General features: G+C 40.2%; 19 protein-coding genes. 10 read left to right on the top strand and 9 right to left on the bottom strand.

The window, feature by feature from the left end:
- Nucleotides 1-4: 4 nt before the first annotated feature.
- The 5 genes from A11Q_RS10645 to A11Q_RS10625 form a co-directional block, all read right to left on the bottom strand.
- Nucleotides 5-1885 carry an ATP-binding protein gene (locus A11Q_RS10645; protein ID WP_015470819.1) on the bottom strand — a complete coding sequence of 627 codons (1881 nt, stop codon included), beginning with the start codon at nt 1883-1885 and terminating at the stop codon, nt 5-7.
- A 124-nt stretch (nt 1886-2009) separates the two neighbouring features.
- Nucleotides 2010-3377, bottom strand: a complete 1368-nt coding sequence (locus A11Q_RS10640) for a radical SAM/SPASM domain-containing protein (protein WP_015470817.1) — start codon at nt 3375-3377, stop codon at nt 2010-2012.
- Between the two features lie 52 nt (nt 3378-3429).
- Nucleotides 3430-5247 (bottom strand): sensor histidine kinase, encoded by a 1818-nt coding sequence (locus A11Q_RS10635; protein WP_015470816.1) that lies wholly within the window; start codon nt 5245-5247, stop codon nt 3430-3432.
- A complete protein-coding gene (locus A11Q_RS10630) occupies nt 5244-5831 on the bottom strand; it encodes a DUF4126 domain-containing protein (RefSeq protein WP_015470815.1) in 588 nt (195 codons plus the stop codon). The genes A11Q_RS10635 and A11Q_RS10630 overlap by 4 nt, the downstream gene beginning before the upstream one ends.
- Nucleotides 5828-6286: a YkgJ family cysteine cluster protein gene (locus tag A11Q_RS10625; RefSeq protein WP_015470814.1), complete on the bottom strand. Its 459-nt coding sequence runs from the start codon at nt 6284-6286 to the stop codon at nt 5828-5830. Before A11Q_RS10625 ends, A11Q_RS10630 begins: the two co-directional genes overlap by 4 nt.
- 67 nt (nt 6287-6353) lie before the next feature.
- Between A11Q_RS10625 and A11Q_RS10620 the strand changes: the two genes are divergently transcribed.
- The 10 genes from A11Q_RS10620 to A11Q_RS10575 all read left to right on the top strand — a co-directional run bounded on the left by A11Q_RS10620 (nt 6354) and on the right by A11Q_RS10575 (nt 15297).
- Entirely contained in the window at nt 6354-7313 is a 960-nt protein-coding gene (locus tag A11Q_RS10620) for a polyprenyl synthetase family protein (RefSeq protein WP_015470813.1), read from the top strand.
- Nucleotides 7313-8395 carry a UbiA family prenyltransferase gene (locus A11Q_RS10615; RefSeq protein ID WP_015470812.1) on the top strand — a complete coding sequence of 361 codons (1083 nt, stop codon included), beginning with the start codon at nt 7313-7315 and terminating at the stop codon, nt 8393-8395. The genes A11Q_RS10620 and A11Q_RS10615 overlap by 1 nt, the downstream gene beginning before the upstream one ends.
- Nucleotides 8392-9117: a class I SAM-dependent methyltransferase gene (locus A11Q_RS10610; protein ID WP_015470811.1), complete on the top strand. Its 726-nt coding sequence runs from the start codon at nt 8392-8394 to the stop codon at nt 9115-9117. Before A11Q_RS10615 ends, A11Q_RS10610 begins: the two co-directional genes overlap by 4 nt.
- Entirely contained in the window at nt 9114-10070 is a 957-nt protein-coding gene (locus tag A11Q_RS10605) for a hypothetical protein (RefSeq protein ID WP_015470810.1), read from the top strand. Before A11Q_RS10610 ends, A11Q_RS10605 begins: the two co-directional genes overlap by 4 nt.
- Nucleotides 10071-10090: 20 nt before the next feature.
- A complete protein-coding gene (locus A11Q_RS10600) occupies nt 10091-10960 on the top strand; it encodes a PP2C family protein-serine/threonine phosphatase (protein WP_015470809.1) in 870 nt (289 codons plus the stop codon).
- 49 nt (nt 10961-11009) lie between these two features.
- Nucleotides 11010-12146, top strand: coding sequence for a citrate synthase (locus A11Q_RS10595; protein ID WP_015470808.1), 1137 nt, complete (start codon nt 11010-11012; stop codon nt 12144-12146).
- Between the two features lie 9 nt (nt 12147-12155).
- A complete protein-coding gene (locus A11Q_RS10590; RefSeq protein WP_015470807.1) occupies nt 12156-12599 on the top strand; it encodes an LEA/WHy family protein in 444 nt (147 codons plus the stop codon).
- Nucleotides 12600-12617: 18 nt separating this feature from the next.
- Nucleotides 12618-13076 (top strand): LEA type 2 family protein, encoded by a 459-nt coding sequence (locus tag A11Q_RS10585; RefSeq protein WP_015470806.1) that lies wholly within the window; start codon nt 12618-12620, stop codon nt 13074-13076.
- A 40-nt stretch (nt 13077-13116) separates the two neighbouring features.
- Nucleotides 13117-13509 carry an HIT family protein gene (locus A11Q_RS10580; protein ID WP_015470805.1) on the top strand — a complete coding sequence of 131 codons (393 nt, stop codon included), beginning with the start codon at nt 13117-13119 and terminating at the stop codon, nt 13507-13509.
- Between the two features lie 375 nt (nt 13510-13884).
- Nucleotides 13885-15297 (top strand): aldehyde dehydrogenase family protein, encoded by a 1413-nt coding sequence (locus tag A11Q_RS10575; protein ID WP_015470804.1) that lies wholly within the window; start codon nt 13885-13887, stop codon nt 15295-15297.
- Here the strand turns inward: A11Q_RS10575 and A11Q_RS10570 are convergent, their stop codons facing one another.
- The 4 genes from A11Q_RS10570 to A11Q_RS10555 all read right to left on the bottom strand — a co-directional run bounded on the left by A11Q_RS10570 (nt 15298) and on the right by A11Q_RS10555 (nt 18646).
- Complete coding sequence (locus A11Q_RS10570) at nt 15298-15495, bottom strand: hypothetical protein (protein ID WP_015470803.1); 198 nt, start codon at nt 15493-15495, stop codon at nt 15298-15300.
- 87 nt (nt 15496-15582) lie between these two features.
- A complete protein-coding gene (locus A11Q_RS10565; protein WP_015470802.1) occupies nt 15583-16662 on the bottom strand; it encodes a D-alanine--D-alanine ligase family protein in 1080 nt (359 codons plus the stop codon).
- A 14-nt stretch (nt 16663-16676) separates the two neighbouring features.
- Nucleotides 16677-17525 carry a hypothetical protein gene (locus A11Q_RS10560; protein WP_015470801.1) on the bottom strand — a complete coding sequence of 283 codons (849 nt, stop codon included), beginning with the start codon at nt 17523-17525 and terminating at the stop codon, nt 16677-16679.
- Nucleotides 17522-18646 carry a GNAT family N-acetyltransferase gene (locus tag A11Q_RS10555; RefSeq protein ID WP_235044603.1) on the bottom strand — a complete coding sequence of 375 codons (1125 nt, stop codon included), beginning with the start codon at nt 18644-18646 and terminating at the stop codon, nt 17522-17524. The genes A11Q_RS10560 and A11Q_RS10555 overlap by 4 nt, the downstream gene beginning before the upstream one ends.
- Nucleotides 18647-18773: the final 127 nt, after the last annotated feature.

Below are 18773 nucleotides of genomic sequence, written 5' to 3'. Positions count from 1 at the left end.
GCTGCTAAGAGTTGATCGGTAGCTCAACGCGGAAGACAGAGCCCTTTTGAACTTCACTGGTAACAGTGATTTCGCCCTTGTGTAACTGAATAAAGTATTGGGCTAGGTAAAGGCCAAGGCCCGTACCTTTGATAGTTGAGGTCTTAGCATTTTGGCTGCGGTAAAATTTCATAAAGATATTAGAAATCTCTTCCGGAGGAATCCCCACGCCCTGATCTTGAATTTCAATAATCACTTTATCCGCACTTTCATAGGACTTGATCGTGACTGTGGACTCTTCGGGACTGTACTTGATAGCGTTTTCGATCAGGTTAGAAAAAACTTGGCGAACAAGCTCTGAATCCACCGAAACCGGGAACATCGGCTCTAGATCTGTTGTGAGCTTGATACGTTTAACCTTGGCAAGGAAATCGTGTTTCTTGACGATCTCTTGTAGGATTTTATTGATATCCTTGGATTGACGATTGAGTTCGATCCCTTGGCTTTCGATACGTCCATACTGCAGAATTGAATTGATAAAGCGCAAAAGATCATCCGAGCTGCTTTTGATTGTGTCTACAGCCTCGCGCTGATTTGAGCTCAACGAGATGTTATCTTTCAGAATAACCTCCGTCATCCCCTGAATGCGTGCGATAGGGGTTTTCAAATCGTGAGACATCATCGAGATAAAATTACTTTTGAGTTCTTCTACCTGTTGTAGAAGTTTATTCTTTTGCAGGTACTCCCAACTGCGCCGATTTTCAATGATCAGACGATAAGGAATAAAAAAGTAATAACACAAAAAGATCGTAAGCAACGGATGCGCCATCCCGATCCAGATGTTGAAGTATAAAAGTATAACAGCAAGAAAACTATACCCCAAGAAGGTACTTACTAAAAGCATAATGCCTTTAGATGGTGTCATTGAGAGGGCTACATATACTGTTAAAATTGAAATAGCGGCTGTTACAATAATATTAATATAAGGCGGCACTTTTTGAGGAGCGCTATTGTCAATTAATGTTTGGAACATATTGGCTTGAAGTTCCGTTATAGTAATAAGATCAGGTGTTTCAGATGAATAAGGAGTAGCAACATAATCTTCAATGAATTTATTTGTATTTGTACCAATTAATATAATTCGATCTGTTAAGTACTGTGGGGGAACATTGCCAGATAAAACATCTTCGAATCTAAATGCATCAAATGAGTTGGGCTTGTGGAAATCAATGTAGACTTGATCTGTTCCAATGTAGTGATATTTACCTCTGATATTTTCTACATTTACGATGCTGGGGTTATATATGCTCGCTAGTCTTTGATGGATTAAGAGCTGATCCTGATAGCTAATCAATATACGACGACTAATTTTATTTTTTGGATTAAGTTTTATATCTTTTGTTCGTGGTCCTGAGACAACCTGTAAATCATTTAGTGGAGCGGCGAGCTTTAAATTACTTTCTTGGCCTTTAAGCTCAAGGTCATCGGTTATAAAGTAAAGATTGCTAAAGGTGGATGCCGTTTTAGCAAAGAGTTTCTGATCGTTAGTGCTACCAGAGATTTCTATAATCTGTTTGTTTTCAAAGCGAAAATTATAGACGATCTGTGACGACTTGTATAAAGAGAGTTTTTCTAGGAAAGTGCTATGATCTTTGTACGATGGATAGCCGTTAAAAGATTCAATGGTATTTGAATCAATATAAATAAGAGTGATCTTTTTGTTTTTTGGATTTGAAAGACCAAGATCTGCTTTGATGGTAGTACCTAAATCAAAGAGAAAAAGCTCTACCAGCTCAAATTTAAAAGAACTAATGATAATTGTAGCAACAAGTGCAAATGCGATTTTATAATAAGAAAAGTGGATTGATCGTAGTAAAGCTAGAGTTTTAGAAGAAATATTTTTCACAAAAAGCTACGGCTTTGTACTATCAACTAATTTGTTGGAGTACAAGATGTCCCCAGTGCTCCTTTTACCAAAGGAGAAGCTGATTTAGGATTCGGTTTAACTTTTTTAATGTGTTGCGCCTTTTTCATAATATCCCTCCTTCAGTATCAGAACACTGCTGCTCAATACGAGCTATTTTGTAATATATAAGTGTTGTCAAAATCAAGCTTCTTGTCTTTTTGCAGAAAGAAACACTCTTATTGTGTTTATCACCTGTATGCAAATTATTGATGTACATACAGCCTCCGCCACATAGATAGCGAGCCCAACAGGAATTGCAGTTGTTTAGTTCTATCAGTGATTTCGAGTACTTAGATATGGCGGAATCTTCTATTTGGCTATGTTGCCCTACAGATGTCTTGAGATCATTTGGGTCCCAAACACAGCTAAAGAGGCGATTTTTTGCATCAATTGTTAAGTGGGTTTTTCCAGCTCCGCAGTGATTTTCCACACGTTGCTGACCATCTAGTAAGGAGAAATAGTGGTCAAAAGTGCGAATTTTGCGGAGTTCACGTTCTCCACCTTTTTGCCAAGCTATTTTGGCAACATTGTTTATTTCAGTAATAAATTTTTCCAATAGTAAGTCATCGAAAGATTCATTATCAAATATAAAGTCTACGGAGTCAGGGTTTAAGGACATCAAAAACAAGTAGTTACTTGTTATATCCGTGTTGTGTTTTGAAGTAATAGCGGAGAAATGTATAAGAGAGATATTCCCGCGATCTTCATTTAAAAGCCGAAGACCCTCAAGAATTTTATCTGTAGTACTATTGTTGTCTTTTGAAGGGCGAACTAAATCATTTACGTCTCTTGTGCCATCTATACTGATCGTTAAGTCTAATTTCATCGTTCGCAATATACTTATTGTTTCTGAATTAGAAACAAGTGTGCCATTAGTCACTATCTTAAAAACAGAAGTTATGCCCCTTTCTAGACATAGGTTCACTGTATAGTCATAGATTGCTTTTATTGCATGTGGGTAAAGTAGTGGCTCACCGCCGATAAAAGAAATCGAAAATGTTGATTGAGGGGGCAGACGAGATATAAAAAAACTAATTTGCGGAAGAGTTTTTTCTATTGAAATCTGTAAAGTAGGAGCTCCGTATGTTCCATCTCCTCCAGCAGAGCAATAGTTGCATTTAAGATTGCATATTTGACTAACATTTATCGTTAAGTTTTTGATTTGTGAAGTTATTCTGCCAGAACGAAGCTGGGTAGATGACGGTTCTTCATTCCAATCGTTAAGAGCATTATACGCATCACTTAGCGGGTGAGGTGTTAAATGAGGTTGTTCATCGGTAGTAATTGAAATTTCTTGCATTGCCTCAAAGGCCTCTAGACTTAGCTCTGCGACCTCTAGGTTTGAAGCATGAAACGCAACGATACTGTCAAAAGAATCAACACTTGTCGGCTTTCTAATTGCAATAATATCTTTAAATCGTTTTAGTTCCATTTTATCCCTAGTACAGTGATTTAAAGATTAATCTAGCAAATATGTAGCCAGATTATATTTGAATTAGTCGAATTACGATGGACGTGCCGATATTTTCTGTACTTGAAATCTCTAGGGTACCACCCATCATTTCAATTGTTTGCTTTGCATGTAAAAGACCAATTCCATTGCCGCCAGTATCTTTTTTTGAGGTGATTCTTTGTTGCCCTAATAAAGCTAGCATATCACTAGAAATACCAACACCATTGTCAGAGATTGTAATAAGGAACTGATTAGAGAGAGCACTAAGTTCAATAGTGATTTGGGGTGATTCTTGCGTCTGGGTTGCATCGATGGAGTTATCAATTAGATTGCTGATCACACGTTCTAGTTCTGATGCTGATGATTTGGCATGAGTAAGAGCAGTTTTGACACTTAATTTAAACACTATGTTGGGTCTTAGGGATCTTTTTTCGGATAAAATTACAGAAATAGTATTTATGATATTAACATCTTCTAATTTCATTTCAGAATTAGTTGCTCTGTATTTTTTTAACAGATTTGCAGCGATAATATCAATTCGCTTGAGTGAAGAGGTTATAAGATTTTTATGTTCAGGATCATCAAATTTAGCTTTACTTATTAGTAAATTCGCTACAGACAGTGGGGAGCGAATGTCATGAGCAACTTTTTCGGAAATTCTCAAAACAGAGTCTATACGAGCATTTAAAAGCTCAGTTTGCTTCTGCTGTTCCTGAAGTCGCATCATTAGGAACATTAATAGTGGTACGACAATATATTGAGCAAATATAAGTAATGAAATGGAGCGAGAAAAGTCAATATAGTAGCTTGAGGTAATATATAAAATAAATATGAAGATCAGATTTATAGGAATCAATGAGAAGAATAAGATTAGCTTTGTTTTAGGTTTAAAATTGCAAAGTATCAGAAAAGTTAAAACTATAAATAATACGATTAAGTCATTCCAGCTTTGTAGATACTTAATGTAGTCTCCAGTGATATGCAAATTTACTAAATTTGCGACAAGCTCTTGAAACGGATAGAAATGATCTTGAAAGTTACTATTTAATTTGTTGTTTAGTAAGTTAAGGGCTGAAGGTCGATGTAAAAATGAGAACTCGTTAAATGAGCCAATAAAAACAAGCTTGTTGTTGAAGAAATCGGGCCGATAGTTGTCGGTAAAAAAATTGGGTGATTGGAAAAAGGTAAATGTTCCGACTCTTGGAGTCTTCATATATACTTGAGTAGTTCTCCAAAATTTATAAGGATACTTGAAATCTGAGATCTCTTTTGTTTGTACTCCAATTTTTTTAAGACTGATAGAGGTTTGAGATTCCCCAATTTGGTCGTAACTCAAAAGAGCGCGTCTAAATTTCGCATCATTTTTTGAGGCGCTAATTCGATCCCCTGTGGTTGTGATGTAGAAGAGATTTTTATAGTTTCTAAATACCTCATCAGATTCAAATCCCGTAGCAAAATAAGAATCTTCTAAAGCAAATAAAGAGAAGTTCTCAAGAGAGTTAATATAGTTAAAAAAAGCAATTCGCTCTTCTGGATTTTGAGATAGTTCTGATGGTTCAAGAACTAATATAATATGCTTTGGGGCGCCTAATAAGATTTTATCAATAATACTAATAAGGTCTTTAGTTTTGAGTGGATGTGTGAAATTGTTTTTTGTAATGTCAATATTCACAGATACTATGGATTTATCGACTGTGTATCCAAAATTGAAATGCTGTAAAGCGTCCCTGATAATAAAATCTATAGAATGAAATGATGCTTTAGAAAACCCCCAACAACTCACTCCCAGTAAAACCACCAGAAGCGACTTCCCCCAATACTCCTTTAGAAGACCCCACACCTTTTTCATCGTTCTTTTGTCCTGAAAAATCGTTTGAGTAACCAGAGGGAGCCCCAGCAGATCAACAGAATTAACAGGATGCCAAGAATAGGGAATAAGACCGCAAGTAAAGAACCGACAAAGGCGGTGATGGTTTCAATCAAAGCGAAGATGGGATTACCAAGGCCAGCCGTCCACTGGCTCGAGGTCGCACGTACAGCAGAAGTGGAGGCTTGGATAATACCAGCCCCAAGGCCACCGGTGATCGCACCTAGAATAAAACGCATATAGGAATCTTCTGCGAAAGTGAAAAAAGAAGACGATAGTAACGTGGCGGCGACAACGGCTAGCGGTGTGGCGATAGTATCTAGAAAGTTATCGACGAATGGAATTTTGTACGCGGCGATCTCAATAACAGTGGCCACAGTAATTGCGGCCGTGAAAACATCGTTGCGAATCAGATGAACAGAGGCTTCATTGATCCACTCTGAGGGAATAAAACCAAAGCGGACACCGAAAGTCGCGATCAGTAAAGGAATAAAAACACGGAATCCACAGCAGGCTGAAAGGGCGATCCCCGCGATGATGGCGATGATCACTTCCGTATGGCTCATAGTCCACCTAAAAGCTTACGTTCATTTTCCCGATCTTTGCTCATTTCCTGTTCGATTTCTTCTTTGCTCCAAAGACGGCCTTTGCCGACTCCGGGGCAGAAGTTGGCGACTTCTGACTTCCATGCCTTGGCATTCATCACTTCTGGCCAAAAAGGCCACGTGCGACACTGATTGGGGCGAGCTTCGTAAACAGAGCAACCTTTGTTCTTTAAAAACATGCAGTCAGGATTGCCTTTATCTTCTTTCAAGTGCCAGATGCCATTGGTTTGATCGCAATACTTTTTGGTAAAGGCGCTAGTTGTAACTTTTAAGTGTTTGGCAAAACGGCGGCGGTCATCCTTAGTGAGGAAGACGAAGCCAAATTCGCCATGTGAGGTACAGCATTTGCCCGAACCTTGGCATTGAAATCTAAGGCCGTGCTCATAAAATAAATCTTTCTTTGTATTTTCCGACATGATTTGATCTTATGCCTGAGTCCGCCTTGACTCAAGCCTCAGAATTAACAAAACTAGCTTTATTATTATGAATTACAAAATTTACTCCCCTCAGGACTTTCCTGCTTATCTGCCTAAGCTGAATTCTTTGTATGATGATTTATTTTCAGGTGGGAAGGGGTTTCGATCTAAACTGATAGGTTTGGTTTCAGAACCATTAAAGCTCGAAGTTTCTACGCAGACCCTATTGGCACAAACTATTGAATTTATCCATAACGCCTCGTTATTACATGATGACTTAATTGATCGTTCGCATCTTCGTCGTGGTAAGAAAACGGCGTGGCTTAAATACACGCCCGAGTATGCCGTGCTGGCAGGAGATTATCTTTTAGCGCGAGTCATGGTGAATCTGTCTTCTTTTGGAAATATTAAGCTGGTGCAATACACGGCTGAGATCATTTCCGACCTATTGGAAGGCGAGTGGTTACAGGACTCTGTGGTTGGGGATTATTTTGTCACGCTAGAGCAATTAGATCGCATTCATCATCTTAAAACCGCGTCACTTTTTAAATGGTGCTTGCGCTCGCCGTTCATAGCACGTGAAGACTACACTCAAGACTTACATTTCGTGCTAGGGGAAATGGGTGCGATTTTAGGACAGCTCTTCCAGCGTAGCGATGATCTGTTGGATTATGATATTCGTAATCACGAGGGCAAAGCGGTATTAGGAGATTTGAAATCAGGATATTTAAACTCTGTGGGTGCCTTTATGACCCGTGACTTAAGCCGAACGCAATTAGATCAGGTGATTAAATCCAGTTCTTTAGCAGATCTACATTTAGCTTTTTCTTCGGACCCGCAAAAAGGTAAAGAGATTTTTGATAAAAAGATAGCAGAATTCGACCAGATGAATACGAAGCTCATTGATTTATACAATCACCATTTAAGTACGCTCGACAGTCTTCTGAACGGAGACGAAAAAAAATTAGTTAATAATTTGAAGCCACTGACAGAAATTCTTTACTGGCGCAGAAAGCCTTCGAGCTAATGGCAACAGAGTACGTCACCGTAAAACGCAGCAATAATGCAGAGTTTTTAAAGTACCTTTGGGGGCGAAACTCGAAAGATATACGTGCAGTTCCGGTTAAGACCTACAATTTAGGAACTCCTGAAGAGTCGGTGACTTTTGAGCTAAGAAAAGCTACCGAAATTCAAAGACCTAATTTGTTTAAGTTTATCGCTTCGTTAATTAAGTTACGTAGTTTTATTCTGATTCTATTTCCTCTTTTTTTCGTGCTGACAAAAAACTATGTGGATGATCGTCTGTTTGATCCGATCTCGATAGTGTTGGCCTCTGTGGGGATGCTGTTTTTATTTTCGGGTTTAAACATTCGCAATGATATTCACGACCATATCTCGGGTTTTGATCGTGTAAATATCGATTCTAGTCCTAAACCCCTGCGTGAGGGGTGGATTACAGCTCGTCAGGCCTCTTGGCTTTCGATGGCTTTGATATTGGTTTCTGCTGTTGTGGCATTTCCAGCTTTTGTCTTTCAGCCTGAATTGGTACGTGTCCTGATCGTGTCTTCAGTGCTTTTCTTTGTTGGGCGTTTTGCAAAAAAGAATTCTTATAAGCATCAGCATTTCGGTGAATTGATCTTGTTCCTTCTTGCCGGACCGGGCTTAGTTTCTGGATATCAAGTGGCACTTGGTGCGGGTATTGACACCGAGATTTTATGCTTTGGAGTATTGTGGGGATTTGCTGTTTTGTACTTGGTGCAGGTGAATAACTTCGCGCACATTATGACCTCGTCGCAATCTAAAATTAGCAATACGATAACCAAGCTGGGATTTGATTTGTCTCAGAAATTTTTGCTGTTAATGTGGGGTGCGTTCATTGTCCTATGGACGGCATTCCATCACTACTTTGGCAGTCGCTATTGGACTATTTTTGGAACGATGCTTTTGATTTTCTGGTCGGTCCCACTGTTTATGAAAATCACTGACATCAAAAGCCCAATGGGTTCTGGTCCACGATTAGTTAAGCGCATCGCTCATCAGACATTTTTAGCTATGGTCTTTATCTTTTTCCTACAGAGTTTGTGGGTCCTTTGGGTTGACGCCAATTGAATGTAAAGAATCTTATTATCCATTCAGACACGGAAGAGGGCCATGTAAAAGCGTCCCAGTGTCTTGAGTTTTTAACACAGAATAATTGCGACTTAAGCTCTATTAAATCTATTGATCTTACGATGGATATTCCTGTTATGCAGGATTTGTCGGGGAATAAATTTAAAATAGATTTCATAAATGATAAAAAAAATTACCAAAAGATAAAACAGTCGATGAAAAAAGAACTCATTGCCCGCGCTATGGGTTCAGGGCGCTATGGTGACAAAGTTTTAGATCTCAGTGCTGGCTTAGGGATCGACTCTGTGTTTTTGGCTCAGTTGGGGTTTTCTGTGACCGCATTAGAGCGAAACCCATTGATTTATTATGCTCTGAGTGAAGCCCAAAAGCAGTGTTCTGATTTAGATGTGAAATTTGTTTTTTCGGAAGCTCTAGAGTTCTTACAGAATACACAAGAGGAGTTTCCTGTTATCTATTTTGATCCTATGTTTCCAGATAAAACGAAATCGGCATTGCCTCGTCAAGAGATGGTGTTCTTCCGTCAGATGGTCGGAGCCGATGAAGACGCGGCAAAGGTGCTGGAAACTTCGATACAGAGGCAGGGCGCGCGCCGCATAGTGGTCAAGCGACCGATCAAAGCTCCATGGCTAGGGGATAGAAAACCTCAAAGCTCGATTGCAGGAAAGTTAATCCGATTTGATATCTACGGAGGTCTTATATGATGAAAATGATTTTATCGGCGCTTAAAGATGCGCTGTTGTCTTATATGCCGACGCGCAGTTTGATTGAGTCCATGATCAAATATGACTTTAAAGTAGGGAATGCACGGACGCACTTGATGGAATTGTGTTTTTCAAATTTAGCAGCGTGGCCGTTGTTTTTATTGATCGGACTCATTTTCCTCGATCCATTTAAAGGTTCTTGGTCATTGGTGCACTGGTTTGGCTATGAAAGTTCTATCGTGCTGGCTTTGTTGAATGGCCACATGGCCGCTATGGTTACATGTTTTTTTGTATTTTTTGTGATGGAGTGGCTTTTGCGTAAAGAGTACTTATGGATTGGTTTAATTTTTTATTTTCTAAACAGATCCGAACTTCATATTCACTTGGCTGTTTCAGGTGTTCTTGGTGTCTACTTTGCCCGTGTTTTGTATGTGTGGTGGCTCGCTATTGATATCAAAAGTAAAACGCAACAGATTTGGAAATGGGTGAACGCATTGCAGTTTTCTGTCTGGGTTATCACAGCCGTTGTGTCCTTGATCGCTCTTGATTTCTTGCAGGTGAATCATTTGTTTAATCAGGCGATTTTCAGTGAGTCTTTGGTTGTCACTCGTGGCAGCTTTTTACTTGCTGTCGTGTTCTTGTTTCATTTGTTGTCACATGTATTTCTATGTGTATGGGGACATTTTTATTACCAAATAAAAACAGACCCAGCGGATTTGCCAATATACTATTCCACAGCGAATTGGATTTTACGTTTTAGCATGAGTTATCATTTACAAAGTATTCTTAAAAAAGTAGTTCCCATCCAAATTGAGAAGCACAGTGAAAACGTCCAGAAAATAGAGGGTCTTACGGCGTCTCATGCTGGACTCGAGTCCTTGCCGGTGAATCGTGTTTTGCGTCAAGAACTCGACTATCTTCGCGAGGCTAATTTAAGATTGACCAAAATCTGACCCCACATCAGACTTAACGCATGTCTATCGATGAGAACGCACGTCTTAAGCAAAAAGTAGCTTTGCTAGAGTCCGAGCTGAGTAAGAAAAATTCAGAAGTTGTTATTTACCGCCAAGAGTTGATTAAGATCTCTCAGCGGTTGGACTATTTGATGTCGCAAATTTCCCACGATTTAAAAGTTTTATCTGAAGTTCAAAAAAATTTAATGCCGACTGAAATTCCCACAATTCCGGGTTTTGAGATCAGCAGAAAGTTTGTTTTCGGCTCTAAACATGGCGGAGACTATTTTGATATATTTGAACATGAAGATAAGTTCAAATTCGGAATTCTGGTGGCGTCATCGTCGGGCTATGCAATGTCAGCCCTTTTTCTATCGTTAATTTTAAAAGTGTCACATGTGTTGGAAGCTAAAAAGGGAAATGCGCCCGATAAAATTCTACAACAAATTGCGGACGAAATAAAAAAAACGGCTAAAGGCGAAGACCTGACCAGCGCTTTTTATGCGGTGATTGATCGGCGTGATTTCTCATTGCAGTTTTGCAGTGCAGGAAAAGTGAACGGGTATTATTTAGCTCCACACAAACCGGTTCAAGTTTTGAAATCTTCGCACAGCGCATTCGGAGTGCAGTTTTCAGAAAAATTAAGTCTGGCCACACTAGAGCTAGAACCCAAGTCGCGCATTTGTGTAGTGACTGAGGGGCTAGAAAACGTACTTGGAGTTGAAAACATAGTGAGAATCATGACTGACAATGCCAAAAATGGTGTCCATGACTTACGCAATGAATTACTTTTTCAGGCTCAAAGAAAAGCTGGGACAGAAGAACCAATTCGCGACCAGACTGTCGTCGTTATCGAAGTCAAAGACAGAGTGATAAAGCTAGCCAAATAAGCCTGCTTTTGGTAGTTCTCTTACATACTAAAAAGCAAAGGACAATATTATGGCAGAAGTAAATATTTATGAAGGTGCAATAGATAAGGGTCTTGAAGGAGTTGTTGCCTGCACAACTTCGATTTCATTTATCGTAGGAAATACATTAAACTATCGCGGCTACACGATCGAAGATCTTGCGGCTAATTCAACATTTGAAGAAGTTGTATTTCTACTTTGGAACAATCGCCTACCAAATAAAGCAGAGTTAACAGCATTTTCTGCTGAGCTAAATAAAAACATGGCATTGTCGCCTGAGTTTATCGCGGTGTTAAAAACATTGCCGACAAACGTTCATCCTATGGCGTGGTTGCGTACGGCAGTTTCATTATTAGCTCACTGGGATACAGATGCTAACGATAACTCAATTGAAGCTAACAGCCGCAAAGCGGTTCGTTTAACAGCTAAGATGGGTGCGCTGGTTACTGCGTTTGAAGCGATTCGTAACAAACGTGAAGTGTTAGCCCCAAAAGCTGACAAATCTATCGCGTACAACTTCATGTACATGTTAAAAGGTGCTGAGCCAGAAGCTGACTTAGTAAAACTTTTTGATACATGTCTTATCTTGCATGCAGACCATGAGTTAAACTGTTCTGCATTCGCAACTCGCGTAACAACGTCATCACTTTCAGATATGCACTCTGCAATCGTATCCGCTATCGGTGCTTTAAAAGGACCTTTACATGGTGGAGCGAATGAACAAGTAATGGTGATGTTAGCTAAAATCGGTACTATCGAAAAAGCACAACAATTTGTACAGGATGCTTTAAGTGCTAAAGAAAAAGTAATGGGTATCGGTCACCGCGTTTATAAAGATGGCGATCCTCGTGCAGCGATCTTAAGAAAATTCTCTGAGCAGTTAACTAAAAAAATCGGCAAACCTGAATTGTATGAAATGTCAGCTTTGATTGACGATACGATGAATAAGCAAAAAGGTTTGATGCCGAATGTAGATTTCTACTCGGCAACTGTTTACCACTCAATGGGTATCCCAACTGATATCTTCACTCCGATCTTCGCAGTTTCTCGTATTGCAGGTTGGATTGCTCATGCTAACGAACAATACGAAAAAAATCGTATCTATCGTCCTCGTGGCAAATGGCAAGGTAAAGAAGGCTTAAACTGGCAGCCAGTTGAGCAAAGATAGGAAATTTCGATGAAATTCTGGATCTCAGCAGTATTAGTTCTTATGCTCTCATCATGTTCGTCTTTAACTAAGGATCTTTTAAAAGATCCTGAAGTTAAAGTGATCGACTTCAAGGTCACAAATGTGACCTTAGAAGATGTGTCTGTTGCGGTTCAGATGAATATCAAAAATCCAAATCCAATCCCACTTAAGTTGGATGCGGTTAACTACGCGCTGAAATTTTCTGGCGAAAAAGTAACTGAAGGCGTTTTTGATGATGGAGTTAATGTTCCCGCATCTGGCGAAAACAATGTAACTGTGCCTTTTCGCTTCAAATACAGTTCTTTGGGCAATTTAGTGACGAGCTTGTTGAATAATACATTCACACGCGAGTATGAATTAGATGGCTCAGCGAAATTGGGAATCTTTTCTATTCCATTTAAGCAAAAAGGCGAAGTGAAGTTTAATAAATAGTCCGCTATTGGAGGCTGTATGTTCCGTACTATGAAGTTAAGTCTATCAAATTTAATGTGCTTGTTGATGTTTTTTGCGATGTCATCTTGTACAACGATTTCAGAGACCTTCCGTCACGCTGAGCTGACGTTGGTTGAATTTCAATCTACACCAGTTGCTGGCAATGAATATGCGGCCACGATTAAACTTTCTTTTAAAAACCCGAACACTTACGCAATCCAAATTGGTGAGGTTAATTACAAACTTGTTATTAACGATGACGATGTGGTTTCAGGTAAGTTTGATAAAAGCATGACTCTTCAGCCAAACTCAGAAGAGTCTGTAACTGCAAAAATTAAATTTAAGTACACATCAGACCAACAAGGGACATCTAATAATCTTATTGTTGAGCCCTATGTTTTGTCGGGTACAGCTAGTGTTGGGCTGCATGTTATGCACTTCAATCACAAAGGCGAATTCGTCAGTAGCCGTAAATAAGTTAATTCAGATAAATCACCTGATTCAATAGGAGGAAGTTATGTCGTCAATTTTTACAAAAATCATTCAGGGCGAACTTCCTTGTTATAAAATCCACGAAGATGACAAGACCTTTTCTTTTTTAGCACTAGACCAAGTGAATTTAGGGCACACTCTTGTGATTCCAAAACAAGAGGTCAATCATTGGTTTGATGTGCCAGCCGATGTTTACACGCAAGTAGGATTAAACGCTCAGAAGATCGCTAAGGCGATTCAGGCGGCGACAGGTTGCCCTCGTGTTGGCACTATCGTTGCGGGCTTTGAGGTTCCTCATTACCACTTACATTTAATTCCAGCATGGAGCATTCCTGATCTGGACTTCAAGCGAGCACAAAAAAAATCTGCAGACGAGATGACAGATATTCAAAATAAAATTTTGAGTTTTTTAAAGTAAGTCATTTTGTAGATCATTCCGAATCATTAGTTCTTATTATGGATCAGATTAAAATATTCACTTAGGCATTCTGGCTGAGGGTGTTGTATTCTCTTTTCATAAGCCGTTCTAACGGCAAGAAAGGAGGTGGTGTTATGATTGGTAAACAATATGACATAACAAAGGCGGAGGTGCCGACTCCTTAGTCGCACACAAAGGCTGACGCGGTCTGAGAGGCTGGAAACCTCCGCCGTTTAAGCGTCATAGTTGTAATTTCGGTGGTTAGAGGCACCAAAGATGCCCTAACCACCATCTTCAAAACCTTCTTTCAAATCTCTCATCATCTCTCTTTGCATATTCCCTTGTATTTTCAGCTAAATCCCCTAAATTCAAAAAATGCAAATCGCCAGTTTTATTGATAACGAAATCTATCAATCGAGTGAGTCATTTACCGCATTAAATCCCTATACCTTAGAGCCACAGCATGAAGTAAAGTCCTGTGACCTGATGGGCTTAGTTATGGCCATACAGGCGGCTAATCGTGCGTTTGCGCAGTGGCGTACAAGTTCATATGACGAACGTATCCAAGTTGTTGAAAAAATATATGAATCTTTAAAACAGAATGCCGATCGCTATGCTTTGTTAGAGGCTCAGGATCAGGGGTTACCGCTTCATTTTGTTCAAAAGTATGGGATTCAAAAAAGTCTACAGACGATAGAGTCCACACTGAATATATTTAAGTCGTCGGCGGCCTCTATCACTGACGCCAATACAGAGCTGCCGCAGTATGCTCCTGTCGGAGTTATCGCCATCGTAGCTCCGTGGAATCTTTCTTTAAGAGTAACATTGGATCGCCTAATTCCTGCATTGTTGGCGGGGAATGCGGTGGTGGTAAAGGTCTCGTCACATTCTGTTGTAACGGCGGCTATTCTGGGCGAGATCCTACAAAATGCGGGTATTGTGAAAGGCTTAGTGAATGTTTTGGTCAGCCAAGACAAAGAAGTTAAAAAAGCCCTGTTGGCCCATCCGGGTGTGCGCGCTATTTCGGTTGCAGGGAATATTCAGACAGCCCAAAGTGTATTGGCATCTTCTGCTACATTTTTATCGCAGCAATTTAAAAAAGTTCAGATATCTTCTGGCTCTAAAAATTCAGCCGTAGTTTTAGCTGAACCTACAGATCAGATTTTTACAGAGGTGATGGAATCTTTTATGTTAGGGCAGGGACAATTGGTCTGGAACTCATCCCGTCTTTTTATCCTTGAAAAGTTTGAGTCCGATTGGGAAGAACGTATTCGTAATTATTTAGCCGCTTTGCGACCATCGGAGTCTGTTGAAGACACATCCGTTTGGACACCCTGTTTGAAGCGAGATTCCTTCGAGAAGTTTGACGAGATCAAACAACAGGCCCACGTAGATAAAGCGAAGCTTTTGCTGACCGAGTTCATGTTAAGTGAGCAACAAAAGAAAGTCTTTTTGCCGCCAGTATTCACTAAAGATATGTCTCGCTGTTCGACTTTGCAGCAAGACCAAATTCATTCTCCGTTTTATATTTTATCTGCGGTCAAATATCCATTTGATGTGGCGAAGTATTCGAATGTTTCTTATTTTGGATTTGCGGCTCACCTTTGGGGTGAACCCGAGAAACTGAAGAAGGTGGCTGAGGCTCTCGATGTAGGTCTAGTGACCTACAATCGTTCTTCATTTGATGTTGTCGGGCCTGTAGCTGGCGTCAAGCAGTCAGGGTTTGGCCAGCAGGACTTTCAAAGTTTTGGCGATTTCTTTTCAAACGTCAAAAAGCTGTCTTTTTAACTACTGAAGTGTGTGAGTTTTGGCACGTGTACGAATTTCACATTCGGGGCACGTTGCCTCTTCTTTAATTTCGGATTCATTCAGTTGCTCAAACTTTAACTCAAGTGCTGTATTGCAGAGCACGCAGTTACATTGCAGCTTTAAATAGGCCATTTGATTCGCAGAGTTCGTATTTTCGTAATAATTGATGTCTTTCATTTGCTTCCCCAAAAAAACGTGTTTTAGCAAATGAATAGATATGCAAAGTTGAGACACAGGCCGAAGTCGGGCTGTGTGAGGCGATTTCTAGAAGCTCATCTTAAGGCTATTGTCGTGCTGATGTTTTTCAAAAGCCAAATGAATCAGATCGGAAATCAGCTGTGAATAGGAAATTCCACTGGCTTCCCACATCTTTGGATACATCGAAATTTGAGTGAAACCAGGTAGAGTGTTGATCTCGTTCACATAGACCTGTCCATTTTTTCGAATGAAGAAGTCCACACGAGTTAAACCATCGCATCCCAAAGCTGTGTAAGTTTGCTTTGCTAGAGTTTGCACGGCTTGAATTTGTTCTGTTGTTAGATTGGCAGGAATAACAATTTCAGCCCCTTGCGCATCTAAATACTTCGCTTCGTAAGAATAGAATTCATGTTTTACAATCAACTCACCTGGCAAAGAGGCTTTTGGATTTTGGTTTAAACCCAAAACAGCGCACTCCACTTCACGCCCTTCGATAAATTCTTCAGCGATCACTTTGTGATCATATAGAAAAGAGTCAGCCAAAAGAGTAGTAAACGATGTGGCATCTTTCACTTTGTGAACGCCCACAGAGGAACCCGCATTAGCAGGTTTAATAAAAAACGGACTTCCTAACTTTTCTGTGATTTGCGCGTAACTTAAAGGTTGAGACCTTGTCAGAACAACATAACGTGAGTTGGGAATCTGAGCTTCAGTCAGAAGACGTTTCATGTAGTCTTTATCCATGCCGACAGCACTGCTTAGAACACTACAGCCGACAAATGGGATATTGAGAATTTTAAAATATCCTTGAAGAGTTCCATCTTCGCCCATAGTTCCGTGAATGATAGGGAAGGCACAATCTAAAGATACTTTTTCGCCGTTTTTAAGTAAGAGCATGTGAGGCTTTTCATTATGGCTCAGCAGGCAAATCGCTTGATCTGGATTCAAATTGTTATCTGTCAGAGCGGGCATTTCAAAAACGGAATCATTTTCGAAATGATACCAACTTCCCTCTTTGGAAACACCGATTAGAATCGGGGTAAATAATTGAGTATCGATAGCTTTGTAGATATTGCGAGCGGATTTAATTGAAACTTCATGTTCGGCTGAACGACCGCCGAACACTAAGGCGATTTTTTTCTTCATTTACGCATTGTAAACTATTGATCTCCGAAAGTGTAGTCCCGAACGGAATAACATACATCAGCTAGCAGTTTCCCACCAGACTCTGTCGGATAAAGGGCTCTTGAGCATAGCTCTAAAACCCGTGCTGTAAAGGGAGTGTCTTGACTAATGACAAATGTGTAATGAACTCTATCCGGTCGGTTATCATCATCTGGTTGTTTGTGTCGAATAATATCAAATTCAATCTGAGTGGCATTGATTAGGCAGTTGTCAGGAGTAGAGGGACAAGTTGCCTTTTGGGCTTCTGATCCAGAGGGTAATCTTTTTTGAACTGCCTTTGTTGTCAGTTTGTGGCAGCTTTCTTGGTAGTCTTCATCGGTAATACATGAAGTAAAAGCAATACGCTGTAGGATCTCAAATAAGAAAAGAGGACGGCGGTCTTCAGTACTTAAAAATGGGATAGTATCGTCTACAAAGGCGACACCACTTATGCCTGATGGCTTAGTAAATGACACAATTCCGGATTTGACGATTCCGGGTGTAGATCCTGTATTCGTAAGAAGGTCAATATCGAGATAGAGCTTGTTTGGATCTATTACTCCATCATTAATTTCGTAAATCACAACATCTTGCACGAATGCAGTTTGAGTAGAGCCGCCTTGGACACGTTCTGTTGAGGCGATCCGATAGCTTTCTAATGGTCTGATTTCGCTGAAGTTAAAAGGTCCAAATGCACTAAATAAAGCAATAGCCACTTCGTCTCTGCTAAAGGCAACCCCGAGATCCTCTTCTTTCAGATTTTGTTTTTTCATACAGGCTGTGCTGACCAATGCCAGCGAAAGTAGAATAGAGAAGAGTCGGAATGTAGTAGAAAAATTTTTCATATAGAGTCCCAACCCCATACCCAAAGCGGCATAGGCAATAGTGCTGAAAGTTTGTAACGAGTGTCGTCCGAAACAAAACTTAAAGAGTTGATATTCATTGGACCAAATAAAAGTTGAACGAGGTCCGATTCATGTTCAAGAGTATAAAGATCTGTGCCAAAGCCGAACACAAAATGACTTTCTTGTTTTTCAAGAACGATTTTATCAAAGCCTTCAGCGCGGAAAGCTTTTTTTATTTTAGCTAACAGAGCATCCGTATTGACGATCTTTAGCATTCCTAAAAAGCCTTGATGGGCTAATGTAGCACCTTGCTCAAGGTGACGGCGCATATTCTGAGAATGTGATGGCACCATGACCGTTAGAGTTTCATTCTTTTGATTGCGGATGTAACGAAACAGATCCATCAAGACATCGACTTGTCCAGCCCACTCGTGTACGTAGTTTGTGAGGTCGGCTCCTTTTCCTTCAGCAGCATAAGCCAGTAATTGATTGTTTTGATTCCATGCTGTGAAAAGGTGAGTATTCGGAATTTTTAAAAACTGTCTGAAGTCTTCGGTGCTGCGCACGGCATGTACTGTGTGTTGCGAGTAAAGACGCTGTAGAGCTTCTGGATCTACATTGTTCCCAGAAACAAATCGCAGTTGATTATTCTTAACAGGTTCTGATTTTTCTAAAAGGTAATTGTAATCGAAACCGGCTAATTCAAAGCCCATTTTGCGATAGAAATCAAATTGGTCGGTCCATAGAATCACCAGATCACATTCTTGTTTTTGCGCCAGCTCGATGCATTTTTCGATGTTTTTTCGGCTGTAGCCTTTTTGGCGATGTTCGGGGTGTGTGATCACAGATCCGATGGCCCCCACTTTAAAAACGGCATGTGGGGTCTTAACGATCAGGGTTTTCAGCACGGCATGGGCTATAATTTTTTCATCTTCGGTGATGATGCTCATGTTGTGAATATTGTTAGCAGTTAGAGCCGTTGGGTACTCGCTCGTGATAGGCCACTGCTCATTTTGCCTTAAATTTGCATTTAAAAAGTCTACAAGGCGAGTCCATTCATGGCTCTCGGGTGAACGGGGTCCTTCCATAGCTCCTCCAGTATGCAGCGCAGTCGTGCTCATTCAGGCTCAGTTTACCCGTTTTCTGCACTTGGATATACATCTGGCCGAGATGAATTTGACTTAGGCCCAGAAGTTTTTTACATATAGGGTCCTAATCTATTAGGCAGTTAATTGGGACAGAAGTCGT

It is taken from the genome of Pseudobdellovibrio exovorus JSS, from assembly GCF_000348725.1.
In the GTDB taxonomy this organism is placed as follows: Bacteria; Bdellovibrionota; Bdellovibrionia; order Bdellovibrionales; family Bdellovibrionaceae; genus Pseudobdellovibrio; species Pseudobdellovibrio exovorus.
Note: the sequence above shows the minus strand (reverse complement) of the source record. Positions and strands in the feature narration are given on the sequence as shown.

Excerpts from the sequence above, each read along its gene's own strand:
- A11Q_RS10600 (WP_015470809.1), top strand. The coding sequence starts at position 10,091 with ATGTCTATCGATGAGAACGCACGTCTTAAGCAAAAAGTAGCTTTGCTA.
- A11Q_RS10555 (WP_235044603.1), bottom strand. The coding sequence starts at position 18,646 with ATGAGCACGACTGCGCTGCATACTGGAGGAGCTATGGAAGGACCCCGT.
- A11Q_RS10565 (WP_015470802.1), bottom strand. The coding sequence starts at position 16,662 with ATGAAGAAAAAAATCGCCTTAGTGTTCGGCGGTCGTTCAGCCGAACAT.
- A11Q_RS10570 (WP_015470803.1), bottom strand. The coding sequence starts at position 15,495 with ATGAAAGACATCAATTATTACGAAAATACGAACTCTGCGAATCAAATG.
- A11Q_RS10625 (WP_015470814.1), bottom strand. The coding sequence starts at position 6,286 with ATGTCGGAAAATACAAAGAAAGATTTATTTTATGAGCACGGCCTTAGA.
- A11Q_RS10605 (WP_015470810.1), top strand. The coding sequence starts at position 9,114 with ATGATGAAAATGATTTTATCGGCGCTTAAAGATGCGCTGTTGTCTTAT.
- A11Q_RS10575 (WP_015470804.1), top strand. The coding sequence starts at position 13,885 with ATGCAAATCGCCAGTTTTATTGATAACGAAATCTATCAATCGAGTGAG.
- A11Q_RS10585 (WP_015470806.1), top strand. The coding sequence starts at position 12,618 with ATGTTCCGTACTATGAAGTTAAGTCTATCAAATTTAATGTGCTTGTTG.
- A11Q_RS10640 (WP_015470817.1), bottom strand. The coding sequence starts at position 3,377 with ATGGAACTAAAACGATTTAAAGATATTATTGCAATTAGAAAGCCGACA.
- A11Q_RS10615 (WP_015470812.1), top strand. The coding sequence starts at position 7,313 with ATGGCAACAGAGTACGTCACCGTAAAACGCAGCAATAATGCAGAGTTT.
- A11Q_RS10620 (WP_015470813.1), top strand. The coding sequence starts at position 6,354 with ATGAATTACAAAATTTACTCCCCTCAGGACTTTCCTGCTTATCTGCCT.
- A11Q_RS10590 (WP_015470807.1), top strand. The coding sequence starts at position 12,156 with ATGAAATTCTGGATCTCAGCAGTATTAGTTCTTATGCTCTCATCATGT.
- A11Q_RS10560 (WP_015470801.1), bottom strand. The coding sequence starts at position 17,525 with ATGAAAAATTTTTCTACTACATTCCGACTCTTCTCTATTCTACTTTCG.
- A11Q_RS10630 (WP_015470815.1), bottom strand. The coding sequence starts at position 5,831 with ATGAGCCATACGGAAGTGATCATCGCCATCATCGCGGGGATCGCCCTT.
- A11Q_RS10595 (WP_015470808.1), top strand. The coding sequence starts at position 11,010 with ATGGCAGAAGTAAATATTTATGAAGGTGCAATAGATAAGGGTCTTGAA.
- A11Q_RS10635 (WP_015470816.1), bottom strand. The coding sequence starts at position 5,247 with ATGAAAAAGGTGTGGGGTCTTCTAAAGGAGTATTGGGGGAAGTCGCTT.
- A11Q_RS10580 (WP_015470805.1), top strand. The coding sequence starts at position 13,117 with ATGTCGTCAATTTTTACAAAAATCATTCAGGGCGAACTTCCTTGTTAT.